We start from the raw sequence: 15,375 nt of genomic DNA, 5'->3' as shown, positions 1-15,375 counted from the left end.
GTCACAGCTCCTTATTTCACAGTTTCTACTTCATACATCGCTTTTAATGATTTCGTTTCTAGTGCTTGTCCCCATGCTTCTTTATATGTGCCACAAGCTTTTTGGAAACGTTCATTTAACGTAGTAACCATATTTGCATCTTGCAGTATTTCTTTTATGTGATCGAAGCCTAAACGTTCTGTCCAGTAGGCAGTACGCTCTCCGTAAATACCAGTTTCACGATAATATTGCATGTAAGCTGTAGCGATGCGAAGGACATCATCTTCAGTAGGGACAATCATTACAAAATCAGCTTCACGTACTTCTGTACCACCATTTCCGCCAATATAAAGTTGATATCCATTTTCGACACAAACAACGCCAAAATCTTTCGTCAGTACTTCCGCACAGTTACGCGGACAACCAGTTACACCCATTTTCATTTTATGAGGTGTATCTACCATTTCTAATGATTGTTCAAGCAACATACCAAGTCCTAATGAATCTTTCGTACCGAAACGGCAAAAACGAGAGCCAACACATGATTTTACATTACGAAGAGATTTTGAATACGCATATCCAGAAGTCATATTTAAGTCAGCCCATACGTTAGGTAAATCTTGTTTCTTGACACCGTATAAGCCAATTCGGCTTGCACCGGTAATTTTCACAAGTGGAACATCATACTTCTTCGCAACTTCAGCAATTTTCATTAAATCATCTGCTGTTGTAACGCCTCCGTACATACGTGGAATAACAGAGAATGTACCATCGTGTTGGATGTTACCATTCATTCTTTCATTAACGAAACGGGACGATTTATCATCTTCATATTCTTCTGGAATCGCCATACGTAAATAGTAGTTTAAAGCAGGGCGGCATTTCGAACAGCCGTCTTCATGTGCAAAACCAAGAACATTTCGTACTTCTTTTGGAGATTTTAAGCCTTTCTCGTGAATGGCCGCTACGACTTCATCACGGGATAAAGGTGTACATCCACACATACCGGCAGATTGCGCTGAGGCATCAAAAGCATCTCCAAGTGTATGAGATAAAACTTGTTCCACAAGCGGACGACATTTACCACAAGACCCTGCGGCTTTCGTACAGCCTTTAACTTCTTCAAAAGTCGTTAACTCTTGTTCTAAAATGGCGTGAACGATTGTACCTTTCGTAACACCATTACATCCGCAAATCGTGTCATCAGCACTCATAGTAGCAACGTCAAGTTCACTCTCTTCACCAGCTTTGTGAAGAATGGAAGCTGGTGTATATTCTTGTATATCTTCTTCTTTCTTTAACATGCTAAAGAGGCGTGTACCGTCAGCTGTGTCACCATATAAAACGATACCGACGACTTTATTATCACGAATTAATACTTTTTTATAGGAACGTTTACATTCATCAAAGATGGATATTGCTTTCGTTTGATCATCTTCATAAATTTGACCAGCAGAGAATAAATCACAACCAGCAACTTTTAATTGCGTACCGACGATACTGCCCGAATATCCATCAGTTTGTAGATTTGTTATATGTTTTGCTAATATCGCACCTTGTTCATAAAGAGGAGCAACAAGTCCATATGCGATACCGTCATGCTCTGCACATTCTCCAACTGCATAAATGGACTCATCATTTGTTAGCATATAGTCATTGACTACAATACCGCGATTTACAATTAAACCAGCATCTTTTGCTATTTGCGTATTTGGGCGTATTCCGACAGCCATTACGACTAAATCACAATCTACAACTTCACCATCTTCAAATTGAATGCCCTCAACATGGTCTGTACCAAGAATTTTTACAGTTTTCTTTTCCATTAGAAATTTCATGCCTTGCGCTTCCAAATCTTTGCGTAATAGAGAAGCTGCTTTCGTATCTAGTTGCTGCTCCATTAAGTTTGGCATTAAATGAACAACATGTACGTCCATCCCTAAGTCAATAAGACCTCTTGCGGCTTCTAAACCAAGTAACCCACCACCAATAACAACGGCCTTTTTCTTTTCTTTAGCGGTGTCTATCATAAATTGTGTATCTTCAATTGTTCGAAATCCTGTTACACCAGGAAGAGTAGAACCTTCAACAGGTAAAATAAAAGCACTAGAACCTGTTGCGATAATGAGTTTGTCATATGTAAGAGTACGATTTTTTTCTGTGATAATGATTTTTGCTTCTCGGTTAATACTTTGAACTCTTTCGTTTGTATATAAAGTTATCTCATTCTCTTCGTACCAACTATATTCATTCATAATGATATCTTGCATATTTGTTTTGCCTTGTAAAACGTGAGAGAGCATAATACGGTTGTAGTTTGGATGCGGTTCATCTCCCAAAATAGTAATCTCATATGAATCACTATTATGTTTTAATATTTCTTCTATACAGCGTATGCCAGCCATACCATTTCCGATCATAACTAAACGTTTTTTCATTTTCGTTTCCCCTTTTTCTGTGAAATGTTGAACAAAGGATTATATTTCTATTATAGAAAATCCAAAAAAGGGGAGATGTGATATTTGTCACATTTTTATAATGATTCACAAATTGTTAAAATTCGGATTTATTCGAGAGGGATGTGTATATTTTTTACCAAATGAAAAAACAGGACATAAGTATGTATACTCATGTCCTGCAATTTATTTATGCTCTCGTAATGGCACGTGGAAATAAAATATTATTTTCTAAATGAATGTGTTCAACTAAGTCAGATTCTAATGCTTCAAGACGTTGGTAAACAAGTCGATAAGTACCGCAAGCTCCTTCTGGAGGAGTAAAGTCATTTGTAACTTTACGAAGCTCTTTAATAATGTTGCCTGCGTGGTTATGTTCATTTTCCAACTCATCTACTACTTTAAGTAATTTCACATAGTTTTCTTCAATTGGATTTTGTTCAAATTCTAAAATTAATGGGAAATCTTCTGTTTCTTCTTTAATTAAATGTTGTTCTAATTCCATCTTTAATTCGTGAAATAGCTTATGAATTTGAGCTAAGTGAGGCTGACTTGCTCCGTGGACGCGTAATACTTTCGTCACATACGGACTTAATTGTGGTAATTCTTCATTTAAATAGCGATGATGCTTATTTATAACATAATCAATCAATTCACGATAAGAAGCATTTTTCCAATCAATTTCAGATTCATTTAATCGTTTCGTATTATTATAAAGTGTATTTAATTCTGTAAGTACTTCTGTTGCTGATAAATTTCTTTCATGAATTGCATCAATAAGTGGTTTATTACCACCACAACAAAAGTCTATTCTATATGATTTAAAAAGATCGCTAGCTTTCGGGAATTGTGTAACGATCTCACCGACAATAGAAGTTTCAGTAAATGCATGTTTCATATGAACGCCTCCATAAAGTTTGAATGTAATAACTAAATTAAGAATAGCGATAAATGAAAATCAATGTGGTGATTGAAATCACTTATTATGTGTCAGTTTTAAGGATAATAAAATGAATTTTATAAAAGGAAGTGGGAGGGGAATTCGTCGTAATAGTTTCTGATAATAAAAAAGAAGCTTATTAGAAGCTTCTTTTTTATTACTATTTTTCACATGCAACTCCATCGCCATCACGATCAAGATGTGAGTCATAACCTGGTTGTCCTTTATATAGAGGAGCTTTCCCGGCAGCTCTAACTGCGGCACAATTTTTGTAATATGCACTACTAGTATTTCCAGAAGCAGGTTGTGTTTGAGTTTGCTGTGCTTTTTGCTCTTCTTGTTGTTTGCGAGCCTGTTCGTCAGCCTGACGTTTTTGTTCTTCTTGTTGTTTACGAGCTTGTTCCTCGGCTTGACGCTTCTCATCTTCTTGCTTTTGAGTTTTTTCATCCGCCTCTTTCTTTTCTAGTTCTTTTTTCTGTTCGCTATTTTTTTGTTCTTCATTGTTAGAGGCAACTTTTGTACTAGTTGCTGTCGTTTTTCAAAAGAAGGAGCTGAAATACCTAATAGCGCAACAAAAATGACAAATAATACGGCTGTAATAATAAATTGTTTTTTCGCTACACCTGTTTTCTTAATTACAGATAAGATTGCTATAACAAGGAAGAATATAGATAGAATGAAACTTAAAGTAGAAAAAAACTCGACGACGGGGTGTTCCGATTTTGTTGTACCGGTCGTTATTAATATAATAGAAATCATAAAAAGAATAACGGTAGGACGTCCATATTGTTTTGCTTTTCCATTTTTCTTAAAGAATGAAATGATACATAAGATTAAAAGAATAAAAGCAATAGAAAATAAAGCTGCACCAATATTACTCAAAATCGCCATTTTCATACCTGCATTTGTAAGATTTTTCTTATTGATTATAAACTTATTGGATATTACACGTTTTATATAAATTTAGAAAATTAATATTTTTACTAGACTTATAAACGATTATTTTATATATAGAGAAAAATAGATATATTTCCTATTACTTTTTGAAAGAGATTTCATAAATTATAGTATATCGATTGAAAGGAGGAGATTTGAATGGAATTTCAATTGTTGGTAACTTGTATATTACAAGAAGGTAATGCTTACTTTTTAGTAACGAAGGTAGACGATGTTATTACGTTAAAAGTACCGATTACTGCGGGAGTAGCAGGTTTATTTTTAGCTTTAGGTGTACCAAGATGTTCTTAATTTAAATCTCTATAGTAGAAGAGGAAGGGACATGCCTTTCTTTTCTACTGTTACATAATGTAATTATGTAAACTTAAATATCATATTTGTGATAGCACGTCTGAAATGGACATGCATATACTATAATGTTTCATTGGATGTTAGCGGTGAAAGGTAGTTTTAATAAGTGCATCCAGTGATGTTTTTAAGTTATGAAAATAAAAGAGGTGCTATTATATATGAAAAGAAAAACATTGGATATTCCAGTTACATTGCGAAGAGAGTGGTTTTTAATAGAGTTAGCTCATTTAACGAAAAAATATGGAATTGAAATTGCAACTAGCAAAATGGATGCTGCACCGTTTTTAAGAGATCAAGTTACGGAGTCAAAGATAGGGGAAGGGTTACAATACGATAAATATGATGATGAGTATATAATTGAAAATTAAAGGGTAACAACAAAATTAAATTAATTTATAACAAAATATAAAATAAAGCAGATTCTAAATATAGAATCTGCTTTATTATGAAATACTTCTAGTCAACTAGCCTCTTTCTAGTGTTTTTCCTACATATTTCTCTTGCGTTATTCCAAAAGAGTCACGAAGAATGCGAGCATAATCTTTAGATTCTATTGGTCGTTTATTTTTGGTGCCTTTAAAGGTTTCTGTATAATTTTTATTTGTTAATGATATGTGACCATAAGTAGTTAATTTACAAGTGATAGCTCCTTTATTAAAAGGAGATTCTTTATGCTCTACAATCACTTTTTGAATGTTATTCACTTTTTTCTCATCTATTGGATCTAAAGTGAAAGCATAGCCTATTTTCCATGCATTTGAAGGTTCAGATTGTAAGAAACTTGTAGATTCTCCGTTAGCTCCTTTTCTCATTTCTAAAATATGCGTACCTTTTCGAGTATTTCGCTTACGAATTCGATATTCTCCTGTTTGAGAGGAGATGACTTCTCCGTTAAAAGGGACTGGATGTAAAGGGAGATGAGATGCAAAACCTGCATCCACAACATAATCTTTATCCTCATGACTTAATATGATAATGACATGACCATCATCGGGTTTCCATATATTATCGTACAGATCATAAACAGTACCGGCTACTTTGTATACTTGAAACCCACAATCAATTAAAAAATAATACAATAAGGAGTTTAATTCATAACACAGTCCACCTCGTTTTTGAATAAGTAACTTTTCTATTAAGTTATCTTTTGAAATATTTTTAATAGTACCAGCCATAATATCAAGATTTTCATAGGGGAGAATCATTCCCATTTTTAATAAGATTTCATCTAAATCATCAAATGTTATTACTTTTGCAGGAATTTTTAATCGTTTAAAAAACTCCTTTTGTAAATTGGTCATCATAAAGCATTCTCCTTTCTTTTTACAGAATTTTCTTCTGCTCACCGATAGGTTAGTACTTCTAAAAAGTTAATTCAAGTGCACGAAAATTATCATAATATATGTTTCTGGAAATATAACTATCTATTCGGAAATTTCAGTTTAAATTTTAATCGTAGGAAAGTCTTATAATATAAGCTCCTTTAAAATTAGTTTGTATTTAATGAAAAGAAAGTACATATCTTTATTATATTTTTAAATAACTAACTAGTAATAAAATGTTTTTTTACTAAAATTTTTTCAAGATTTGTATGCTTTATATAAACAATAATGATTAAAAAATATCTGGGTGTAGCGAAGTTAACAATTATTGAGAAACTTTTTTGTCGTATTCTATCAAAAGGAAGAGGTAGAAACAAAGAGAATAACGAGAGTTAAGGAAGAGGGTATACAACTAGTAACCTTCTAAAAATAGGGCTAACATCTTTTTAAAATAAAAGATTAGCTATTATTAAGGAAGGGAAAATATAAAATATTATAAAGAACACCTTCTTTCAAAAAAATAGGGGGAGTAATATGCGACTGATGAGAAGATGTGTGGCCTTACTAATTGTATTTTTTATCATGGCTCCAACGATTAGCACAAATGTACAGGCAGAAGTTGTAAAAGAGCTTGGAAAGGGGTTTCCTGATACAGAAGTATTCACACCTGGAGAATGGTTTTTAGGCCAAAAACCTGCTAATTATGATGAGAATAAACCACCAATTCTCTTTGTACAAGGAAGAAATGGTAATGCAGATAGTTGGTATGGAAAGACAGTATATCATGATATAAATGATATGTATGATTATGCTTTGAAAGCAGGCTATCAAACAGTGTTTATACAATTATATGATGCTGCTGGGAAAGGTTCGGCTAGTCAGTGGGATAACGGAAAATTGTTAGCACAAAAACTTGAAGAAATATATAATCATTTCGGTAAAAAAGTTAATATTGTAGCACATAGTAAAGGTGGTATTGATACACAAGCTGCATTAGTTGAATATGGTGCGAATCGATTTGTTGGAAATGTTATTACACTTGCTACACCGCATCACGGCTCAAATTTAGCAGATTTATCATATAGTTGGTGGGCAGGGTGGCTTGCTTCTATATTAGGTCAAAAAGATGATGGTACGTATTCGTTACAAATAGGTGAAATGGCAAAGTTTCGTTCAACAATAGATAACAACCCAGCAGCTAAATTAAACCGTTACTATACGGCTACTGGGACTAGCTGGGGGCCAACATTTTCTGCATTATCTATGGGCGGGTTATATTTATCGTCGTACGGTTCAAATGATGGACTAGTAAATGAATGGAGTGCGAAGCTATCGTACGGTACACATTTATTTACAGATTCAAGATTTGATCATGACAATATAAGAAAAGGATCAGCTGTTTTTGCACGAATTGAACCATATTTACGTACGACAAATGTGGGGTTACCAGCTTTAGTAGCATCCAGCACTAGTTCAAATGAAAATCTAGAACAATTAAATACAACTTCAAATCAAAATATTTTAGGAGGCGAATTACCACAAAATCAGTGGATAGAGCAAAGTATTTCTGTTGATAAAAAGGCTGAAGGAATAGTTTCTGTACTAACTGCTTCTTCTGATGTAGAAGTACAAATGGTATCTCCAAAAGGAAAAATCTATGCAAACAAAGATAGCGCTATAACTACTGGTGAAGGCGAATCTTTCTTTAATGGGGCGACAATTAGAACATTCAAGTTTGATAAATTGGAAGTAGGCGAATGGAAAATCAAAATGATGGCGAAGCAGTCGAAAGATGCATATTTAGTTGTAAGCGATTACAAGAATGACGCGCCATTTGTTCTTCAAATGCCTACAAAGGTTAAAGTAAATAAACCTGAGTATAAACTGAAAAAATCACCAGTGGCACCTGAAATGAAAGGGGATCTTTCCATAACAGTAAGAGTCGTTAATAAAGAAGGTAAGTTAGTCTCTGAATTTAATGAATTACAAAATGTTAATACGAATACATTTACAGGTGCTTTGAAAGATATAAAACAACCGGGAGTATATAACGTTACGATGGATATAAAAGGGATGAATAAAGAAGGAAAACCATATAATCGTACGATTGTTAAGTCGGTTTATGTAGAGAAATAAGGAAGAATAAATAAGCATAATATAAAAGTGCAGAAATCTTGTGTTAGAAAGAATTCTGCACTTTTTTGCGTGATGAGAGATAATAAAAGTCGAAGAAAACTGTTATTCAATAAAAAAAGATGCTGAAATAGCATCTGAATGTGAAGAAATAATATTAACTTAGTTTTGTAACTGTTAATTCGACTGAATTTATACCATTGTCACAAGTTACAATACTTTGACGATTAAAGCCACTATTATTTCTAAGTTGAAGAGTTGAATTAGCTGGCACTGTAACAATCGTTTCGCCAACGAGTTGAAGACATTCGTTATTTGATGAAGTATTCATTTGAATAGCGAAGTCACCTTGACTATTAGCAAGTGGATTGTTATTTAAAAATATAGTTATGACTGGGATATGTGGAAATACAGGATTTAAAGTAGTATTAATACTGGAAATGAACGAAACTCTATAATCACCAGCTTGTCTAAATTGTATAGTAGTAGAGTTTAGTAAGGAAACGCCTCCTGCTAAAGGTCCAACGTGATTAAATGGAAAAGGGTTGCCAAAAGGAACAGTTATAAATTCAGTTTGCCAAAAAGTTCCGTATGCAGGACAGCTTCGTTTATGTGAATGGTCACATGAACATTTTTTATTTGAACTGGAAGAAGATTTACATGAGCATTTTTTATACGAGTTTGAAGAATGATAGTATGAACCCAATATATTACCTCCTATTCTTAATAAATGTAAAACACATAATAGTTTATGAAAATGAATCACAATTGGCGTGTATGCTTGTACTATAAAAGGAGATAGATTTGGAATATAAAGTGCTCAAATGATGAAATATAGTATTGGGGTATTACCTGTAACACTTTTTGAAGATGATAAGGTTCATAATTTGATAGAAAAATGAATGGGATTTCTAAATGGATTAAAGTAACGAGGAAACGTTTATCCCGCTATTTTCCGAGCGGTAAGACCCCACCTCAAAATTCAGTGAAAGCAAAGAAGTTAGTTTTGGGATGAACAAAACCCCCACTGAGTAAAGTTTCATTTTACTATAATAATTTCGTCTGACAAACAGCAATATTATCTTTTGCTGTATGGATGTTATCGTTTGGTGAAGTTATGATATTTAATCGTATGTATATTAGATTATTTAGTTTATTTTTTATTTTATTTGTGTAGCTGGGCAGGAAGAAGTCAGAAAATATAGAATAAATGTACATATGAAGCATCGTTTGTTTTTGGTGTGAATAGTAATTAAAGATACGCTAAAATATTTAAAATTGTAACGAAAGAGAGATTAAATAATAGAGGGAGCAACTTACATGGAAAATATATTAAAGGTATCTTCAAAATCAAGCCCAAATTCAGTCGCGGGTGCAATAGCGGGTGTACTAAGAACAAGTGGTAATGTGGAAATTCAAGCGATTGGGGCTGGAGCTATAAATCAAGCGATTAAAGCAATTGCGATTGCAAGAGGGTTCGTCGCTCCAAGTGGTATTGACTTAGCTTTTGTTCCAGCGTTTCAAGAGATCTCTATCAATAATGAAGAAAGAACAGCGATTAAATTAATTGTAGGCCCTAGAAAGAAAAGGTCTTAAAAGTAATTGTGAATGGTTCGTATCAATACAAAGTTCACAACACTAAAAGCAAAGCATACTATGTAACTGCTAATCCTGCTTATGTGTATGCAAAATGAAAATTATAAAAGCAGAACTCTCATAAGGTTCTGCTTTTATTTGTTGTAATTAATTATCGCTATCTAGTGTAAATCCCTATATAGTTTTTTTTCTTCAATTAACTTAACATTTTTTAAGTTTACAGACATTTCATATTCTGATTTGTTAACATTTTCATACATTGTATTTTTTATCCTTTTTTTAATAAATCAACGGTGTGTTCTAACCATTCTAAAGGTGTTACTTTTAATCCCTCAAAATATATTCCATCTGCAGCTTCTTTTATATATCTATTTTTTTCTTCCTTACTGTAATCACTTTGAATAAATTTAGTTAAGAAAATAATAGCATCTTGTATATATTCTTTATTTTCCTCTTCTATTAGTTCTTGAATTACCTCTTCATAGAAAGAATCTTGATGAAAGTTTCCTGCTAGGAATTGATAAATTTCATCTTCTGGATTATGTTTTAATAACATATTTATCCTCCTATTTATTAATTTGGATAGCCAGTTAAAATAAATTTTCCGTTTGCATCTTTCTTTAAAATAATTTTAGCATTGGTCATTTCCTCAATTGTCGTAGAACCTCTTTGAATTCCTCTACCAATTATTTCATTACCACCTGAGAAAGCCAAATTATCGCCTTTGCTCAATATTTGTCCAGCTTTTGAGATACCTTGAGAGAATTTAGCACCTTGCGCTAGCTTTGCAGCTTTACTGAATCCTTTATCCCCCCAATAAGACCTAATCCAATTTGTGTTAAAGCATACGATCCCCATCTTCCGCGGGTTTCTGCATCTCCATTTATCACATCTTTCTTAAAAGAATCTGATAACGCATCCCACATAGCAGGTAAAGCTTTATCTAAATGGGTAACAGTGTAGCCCATACCTTTCCAAGTTTCCCAGTCACCTAATGCCTTTGATATAGGAAAGAACAGATGGAAAAATAAAACAGGCCTAATTCATTTAGTTTTATATTTTGTGGGGGCACCCACAACCCCACCCGCAATTTACCCACAAAATATAAAAAGTGATGAATCACTATGAAATATCATTTTTATAAAAGCTTGATAAATCAACGTTTTTAGCGCACTTTAAAACTTGATGAATTAAGAGGATATATTTAGAACAAAAGTTCAACAAATGGAAGGGGAATGTTTATTTATCAAGGGGATCTAATACAGTTTAATTAAAAGGTTATTATTTGCTCACAAATAATATAAAAACATGTGAAAAAATATGAAATACCCTTTTGAAGTAGAATATAATATAACAAATAAAAAGCGTCGCAAATGCTTGTATAACAGGCATTTGCGACGCTTTTATAGTTTTTCTGAACATAAAATAAACAACCCTAAGACTGTTCATTCTTCTCCCAAGATTCTACGAGATAGTATGGAAAACCTTATCATATCAGGGTTTCTAAGTGATGATTTTCCTCGATGCTCACATTTTGCTCACATTAAATCTTTTCATTTTTTATCAGACGTTTTCATTAGATTTTATTATGCTCTCGAAGTTTTCCGCTGCTTGTTGCTGCATGTTCTGCGTGATGTGACTATACTTGTCTAAAGTCATTTGAATAGATGAATGTCCTAAGCGATCTTGTACGATTTTAGGGTGTTCCCCAGCCTGAAGCATGAGTGTAGCGTGAGTATGTCGTAGGTCGTGTATACGAATCCGAGGAACCCCAGCTTTTTTATAGTGATCATTCAAAAAGCGATGAGGAGCATCTATATGTAAGGGCGAATGTATCGTATTGCCGGTGAAAATAAAAGCTTCTTCATTTAAGTGTATACCCCAGCGGAAAAATTCTTTCTTTTTATAGGAGTAGTAGGATTGTAACTTTTCTATAACAAAAGAAGAGATACTAATACTTCTATTTGAAGACTTAGTTTTTGTAGCAGCTTTAAATAGTCCTTTTTCTGTTTTTACAAGCGATTTATTAACCAGGATACGTTTATTATCAAAGTCAATATCTTTCCATGTTAGTGCAAGTAATTCTCCGCGTCTCATACCTGTATAGATTGCAAGTAAGAAGAACATATGGTACTTAATATTTTTTTCTTTTAGATACTGGAGGAATCGATTACATTCCTCGCTAGACCATGTTTTCATTTCACCTTGCTCTTCACGTGGTTTTTTAACCTTATTCATTATATTATCATGTATGATTTCCCATTCTACAGCGTGTTTGAAAATGCATCTTAGGCAGCGGTGGATATTGCTGATTGTACCATTTGATAGTCCTTTTTCTTTAAGTTCAGCATAGTAGCTTTGAATCATTACGGGCTTAATACTCTTAATTTTTTTATAACCAAATGGGGGCAGGATATAGAGCTTTACTAAGCTTATGTCTTTCTCATAAGATGTAATTTTTAATTCAGCTTTACGAAGAGGCTTTAACTTTTCCCATACATTTAAAACAGTTAATTGTTTGTCATCAAAATATATTCCTTTCTCTATCTCTGTGATCATAGTTGCAGCAGCATTTTGGGCTTCTTTTTTTGTTCTAAATCCACTTTTACTTTTTTGCTGTCGTTTTCCTGTGGTTGGATCTATACCGATATCTATCGTAAAAGACCACGTATTTCCACGCTTACGGAAACTTCCTTTCATATTCAATACCTCCTGTATGGTTATTTTTGTAAATTGCGGTATTGTGATATCCTATTCTGTAATTTACTTGCTAATAATTGATTTTTATAATGTAAAAGCCTTTTTTCAGCAAATTTTGTTGTTACATTGAATTTTTCTGAGATTATATATGCGTTTAACTGTAGGGGAGGAAGCTTTCGTAACATAAAAGTAGGTACACAAAATTGTTGTGCGAAGTTTTTAGCCTTTGCTTCTTGATAATCCAGAAACATTTGGTGCATTAATAATTGATTACCAGAATGAAATAGGATGTGACAGGTCTCATGACCAAAATCCTCCCATTGTTCTTTCTGAGAGATACGATTATCAATAACTAGGTTAGTTATTTGATTTCTTTCCATTGCATGACTTCCAAATGGAGCAAAGTACAGCCAAATGTTTAGCTTTTTCGCAATCTCCATCATATCAATTTGTTCAGGAACAATTATAGATAAGGATTGGTACAAGTGTTGGATATAGTCTTCGAGTTGTGTAGTGTGATAGGGTTGCGATTGAAACAATATAATTCACTCCATTCATAATTATACAGAACAGATGTTCTGTATAATTATAATATAATAAAAAAGAGATGGATGAAAGGGGAAATTGGCATTAATGATTTTTAATAAGAAAGATTTATAAAAATTAAAATAAACATTTTATGATTAACCTCTTGTCAGGATAAAATGTAAAGATACGGTAATATATGAATGAAATATATGGTAAAGTAGATTGAGAGAGTTTGGAAATGAAAATAAGTATAAAAGAAAAACAAATGATGGGACATTTCAATATATATAGAATCAATGATTAATATAGGGGAATATAGTAAGAAACAATTATAAATTTTAATTTAGTTTGTAACTAATTAGTCTTATCCATATAAAAAACAAATGAATTTTGGGGTGTATTTATGAATCGAGTTATTTTAAAAGAGTTAAGTATTAATAATCAAACAATACATTTTAATGAAGGATTAAATTACATAGTTGGAGATCACGGAACAGGAAAAAACAACCTCTTTCGAATAATTAAGTATATTTTAGGGATAAAAAGGGATTTAGAATTAAAAGGTAAATGCTCCTTATCCTTAGTATGTAACTTTGGAGATAAGGAGGTAAATATAATAAGAGAATATGGTTCTAAAAGAATTGTTTTTGAAACAGATTCTACCATAGAGTTAAGAGCAAATTCAACAGAGCTAAAGGAGTATTATAATATTTTGTTGGAACCTTTTTTTAAAGGGAATAAAATGAAAAACGCAGGATTAAACATATTGAGTTTTGGATTTCTTTCTCCTATGAAAGCTACTTCATCAATAGGAATCCATATAAGAAGAAAAGAATTGATAAATACTATATTAGGAATAGATGAGCGATATACAAAGCAATTAGAAAATGATTTAGAGGTTATAAGAAAAGACGTCGAGAAAGAAGAAATGATAAAGCAATCAATTGGAAGTTTCATCCAAGGTGTTTTATCCGAGGGACTAAAAAAAGAAGAATTAGATAAAGAAAACTTAAATATTATGAGTGATATTATAAATCAACAATACACGCAAATTGAAAAAGGGTTTATGGAAAAACGGTTATTTTTAGATAAAGCACAAAATGCAGTTTTAAAGATTATTAATGAACAGAAATTCTATCAAAAAGAGAGAATGTCATTAATTGAAGATTATTATTCTGATTTACTTAAGAGAATTGGAGTAGATTCTTACATAAATCATTCTCAATATATAAAAGAAGATATGATGTATAATTTCAAACTATTTGATCATACATCATCACTTTCCTCAAGAGGAGAAAATGAGGCTAGAAGTCTCTGTTTTATGATAGCTTTGATGAGACATGGATATGATGAGAGCCATAATGGAAGTGGTTTGATATTTGACGATATAGATTATAATTTTTCGGGGAACATGGAAGATAGATTAACTGATTTAATAAATGAAGAAGCTATTAATAATAGTCTTCAATATATTAAAACCTCAAGATTTAAAGATCGAGAGATACCAAAAGAAGCAAATATTATTAACTTAGATAATGTAAAGTGGGGATTGCTGTAATGGGTGAGAGAAGTTCAAATATCGGTTTTTTTATATCTATTATTTCTGTAATTGTTTCTGTAATAGGTTTAATATTTGGAGATGATATTGTAGGTAAATTTTCTGGTCCAAAATTAAGCATGGTTTCTACAAAGATAGATGCTAATCCCCCAAATAAAGAAAGTGATGGAGAAATTAAGAGAAGTTCAAATCTACCAGATTTTGTTCGGGTAGTTGAAATAAAAAATGAGGGATCTAATCCATCTAAAAATTTAAAATTAGTATTAAAAACAGATGGAGAAATATATGATCATCGGATGGAGAGTACAGAAAATATTAAAGAAGGAAGAAAAATAGATGGAAAGACATTAGAAATAAGTTTAGACAGATTATCAGCAAATGCCAACCTTGAAGTAAAAGTATGGATGAAAAATGGTGATTCTTTATTTAAGGTTAGTTATGCAGATGATAAAGATAGTCAGGATTTGGTTAATGTAAAAGAAGAAAAAGGGAATAGTATACTGAATTATGTTTTCATATTTATCAGTATTATTTCAACAGGATTTTTAGTATTTTTATATGTTAAGAGATTTAGCCATAGAGAAATCCAAACATTAAATAATGAGAATATACGTTTAAATAATAATGTGAATTCATTGATAGAAGCATTTGCATTTTATATGGGGGGAAATGCAAATGAAAATACTGAAGTGGATTCTTCTACACGAAATGAGGAAGCTACAGATAGACTGCAAAGTGTAATAGATCAGTTAAATTCAGATAGGGACAATTAAAGTTATTCTATTGAACGGAATAGAATAGATAGATAAGGTTTATTTATAAAGTTAATTAGTCTTTATAGTTTGTTTGAAGGGA

General features: G+C 32.3%; 14 protein-coding genes and 3 pseudogenes. 7 read left to right on the top strand and 10 right to left on the bottom strand.

Features of this window, described 5'->3' with window-relative positions:
* Positions 1-11: 11 nt before the first annotated feature.
* The 3 genes and pseudogenes from nirB to MRP26_RS01295 form a co-directional block, all read right to left on the bottom strand.
* A complete protein-coding gene (gene nirB / locus MRP26_RS01305; RefSeq protein WP_197241092.1) occupies positions 12-2,417 on the bottom strand; it encodes an NADPH-nitrite reductase large subunit in 2,406 nt (801 codons plus the stop codon).
* Positions 2,418-2,625: 208 nt separating this feature from the next.
* On the bottom strand, positions 2,626-3,333 hold the full coding sequence (gene ric, locus MRP26_RS01300) for an iron-sulfur cluster repair di-iron protein (RefSeq protein WP_090976304.1): 708 nt from the start codon (positions 3,331-3,333) through the stop codon (positions 2,626-2,628).
* 202 nt (positions 3,334-3,535) lie between these two features.
* Positions 3,536-4,266: pseudogene (locus MRP26_RS01295) on the bottom strand (excalibur calcium-binding domain-containing protein).
* A gap of 204 nt (positions 4,267-4,470) precedes the next feature.
* Here MRP26_RS01295 and exsG point away from each other — a divergent pair.
* Positions 4,471-4,623: an exosporium protein ExsG gene (exsG, locus tag MRP26_RS01290; protein WP_000395679.1), complete on the top strand. Its 153-nt coding sequence runs from the start codon at positions 4,471-4,473 to the stop codon at positions 4,621-4,623.
* Positions 4,624-4,841: 218 nt separating this feature from the next.
* Positions 4,842-5,051, top strand: a complete 210-nt coding sequence (locus MRP26_RS01285; RefSeq protein WP_000824206.1) for a hypothetical protein — start codon at positions 4,842-4,844, stop codon at positions 5,049-5,051.
* Positions 5,052-5,147: 96 nt separating this feature from the next.
* On the opposite strand, the gene MRP26_RS01280 is transcribed toward MRP26_RS01285, so the two are convergent.
* The gene (locus MRP26_RS01280) at positions 5,148-5,987 is read right to left on the bottom strand and encodes an arylamine N-acetyltransferase family protein (RefSeq protein ID WP_089170885.1); all 840 of its coding nucleotides are present in this window, start codon (positions 5,985-5,987) and stop codon (positions 5,148-5,150) included.
* A 552-nt stretch (positions 5,988-6,539) separates the two neighbouring features.
* Between MRP26_RS01280 and MRP26_RS01275 the strand changes: the two genes are divergently transcribed.
* Positions 6,540-8,141 (top strand): esterase/lipase family protein, encoded by a 1,602-nt coding sequence (locus MRP26_RS01275; RefSeq protein WP_016512941.1) that lies wholly within the window; start codon positions 6,540-6,542, stop codon positions 8,139-8,141.
* 154 nt (positions 8,142-8,295) lie between these two features.
* Here MRP26_RS01275 and MRP26_RS01270 read toward each other — a convergent pair whose 3' ends face one another.
* Positions 8,296-8,844, bottom strand: a complete 549-nt coding sequence (locus MRP26_RS01270; RefSeq protein WP_053564648.1) for a hypothetical protein — start codon at positions 8,842-8,844, stop codon at positions 8,296-8,298.
* Between the two features lie 614 nt (positions 8,845-9,458).
* Between MRP26_RS01270 and MRP26_RS01265 the strand changes: the two genes are divergently transcribed.
* Entirely contained in the window at positions 9,459-9,734 is a 276-nt protein-coding gene (locus MRP26_RS01265) for a stage V sporulation protein S (protein WP_000427801.1), read from the top strand.
* A pseudogene (locus MRP26_RS01260) lies at positions 9,731-9,832 on the top strand (N-acetylmuramoyl-L-alanine amidase); the annotation flags it as partial. The gene MRP26_RS01265 and the pseudogene MRP26_RS01260, both read left to right, overlap by 4 nt.
* Before the next feature lie 170 nt (positions 9,833-10,002).
* Here the strand turns inward: MRP26_RS01260 and MRP26_RS01255 are convergent.
* The 5 genes and pseudogenes from MRP26_RS01255 to MRP26_RS01235 form a co-directional block, all read right to left on the bottom strand.
* Positions 10,003-10,290 carry a contact-dependent growth inhibition system immunity protein gene (locus MRP26_RS01255; protein ID WP_000924765.1) on the bottom strand — a complete coding sequence of 96 codons (288 nt, stop codon included), beginning with the start codon at positions 10,288-10,290 and terminating at the stop codon, positions 10,003-10,005.
* A gap of 17 nt (positions 10,291-10,307) precedes the next feature.
* The gene (locus MRP26_RS01250) at positions 10,308-10,448 is read right to left on the bottom strand and encodes an RNase A-like domain-containing protein (protein WP_234410008.1); all 141 of its coding nucleotides are present in this window, start codon (positions 10,446-10,448) and stop codon (positions 10,308-10,310) included.
* Positions 10,428-10,735: pseudogene (locus MRP26_RS30875) on the bottom strand (WXG100 family type VII secretion target); the annotation flags it as partial. The pseudogene MRP26_RS30875 and the gene MRP26_RS01250, both read right to left, overlap by 21 nt.
* Positions 10,736-11,297: 562 nt before the next feature.
* A complete protein-coding gene (locus MRP26_RS01240) occupies positions 11,298-12,434 on the bottom strand; it encodes a site-specific integrase (RefSeq protein WP_088345933.1) in 1,137 nt (378 codons plus the stop codon).
* Positions 12,435-12,454: 20 nt separating this feature from the next.
* Entirely contained in the window at positions 12,455-12,973 is a 519-nt protein-coding gene (locus tag MRP26_RS01235) for an ImmA/IrrE family metallo-endopeptidase (RefSeq protein ID WP_242805872.1), read from the bottom strand.
* 392 nt (positions 12,974-13,365) lie between these two features.
* Here MRP26_RS01235 and MRP26_RS01230 point away from each other — a divergent pair, with 392 nt between their 5' ends.
* Together MRP26_RS01230 and MRP26_RS01225 are read left to right on the top strand one after the other, a co-directional pair.
* Positions 13,366-14,520 (top strand): hypothetical protein, encoded by a 1,155-nt coding sequence (locus tag MRP26_RS01230; protein ID WP_242805871.1) that lies wholly within the window; start codon positions 13,366-13,368, stop codon positions 14,518-14,520.
* On the top strand, positions 14,520-15,293 hold the full coding sequence (locus tag MRP26_RS01225) for a hypothetical protein (protein WP_088345939.1): 774 nt from the start codon (positions 14,520-14,522) through the stop codon (positions 15,291-15,293). The genes MRP26_RS01230 and MRP26_RS01225 overlap by 1 nt, the downstream gene beginning before the upstream one ends.
* Positions 15,294-15,375: the final 82 nt, after the last annotated feature.

It is taken from the genome of Bacillus sp. CCB-MMP212, assembly GCF_022748145.1.
Classification (GTDB): Bacteria; Bacillota; Bacilli; order Bacillales; family Bacillaceae_G; genus Bacillus_A; species Bacillus_A cereus.
The sequence above is the reverse complement of the archived record's forward strand: the minus strand, read 5'-3'. Positions and strand labels throughout refer to the sequence as shown.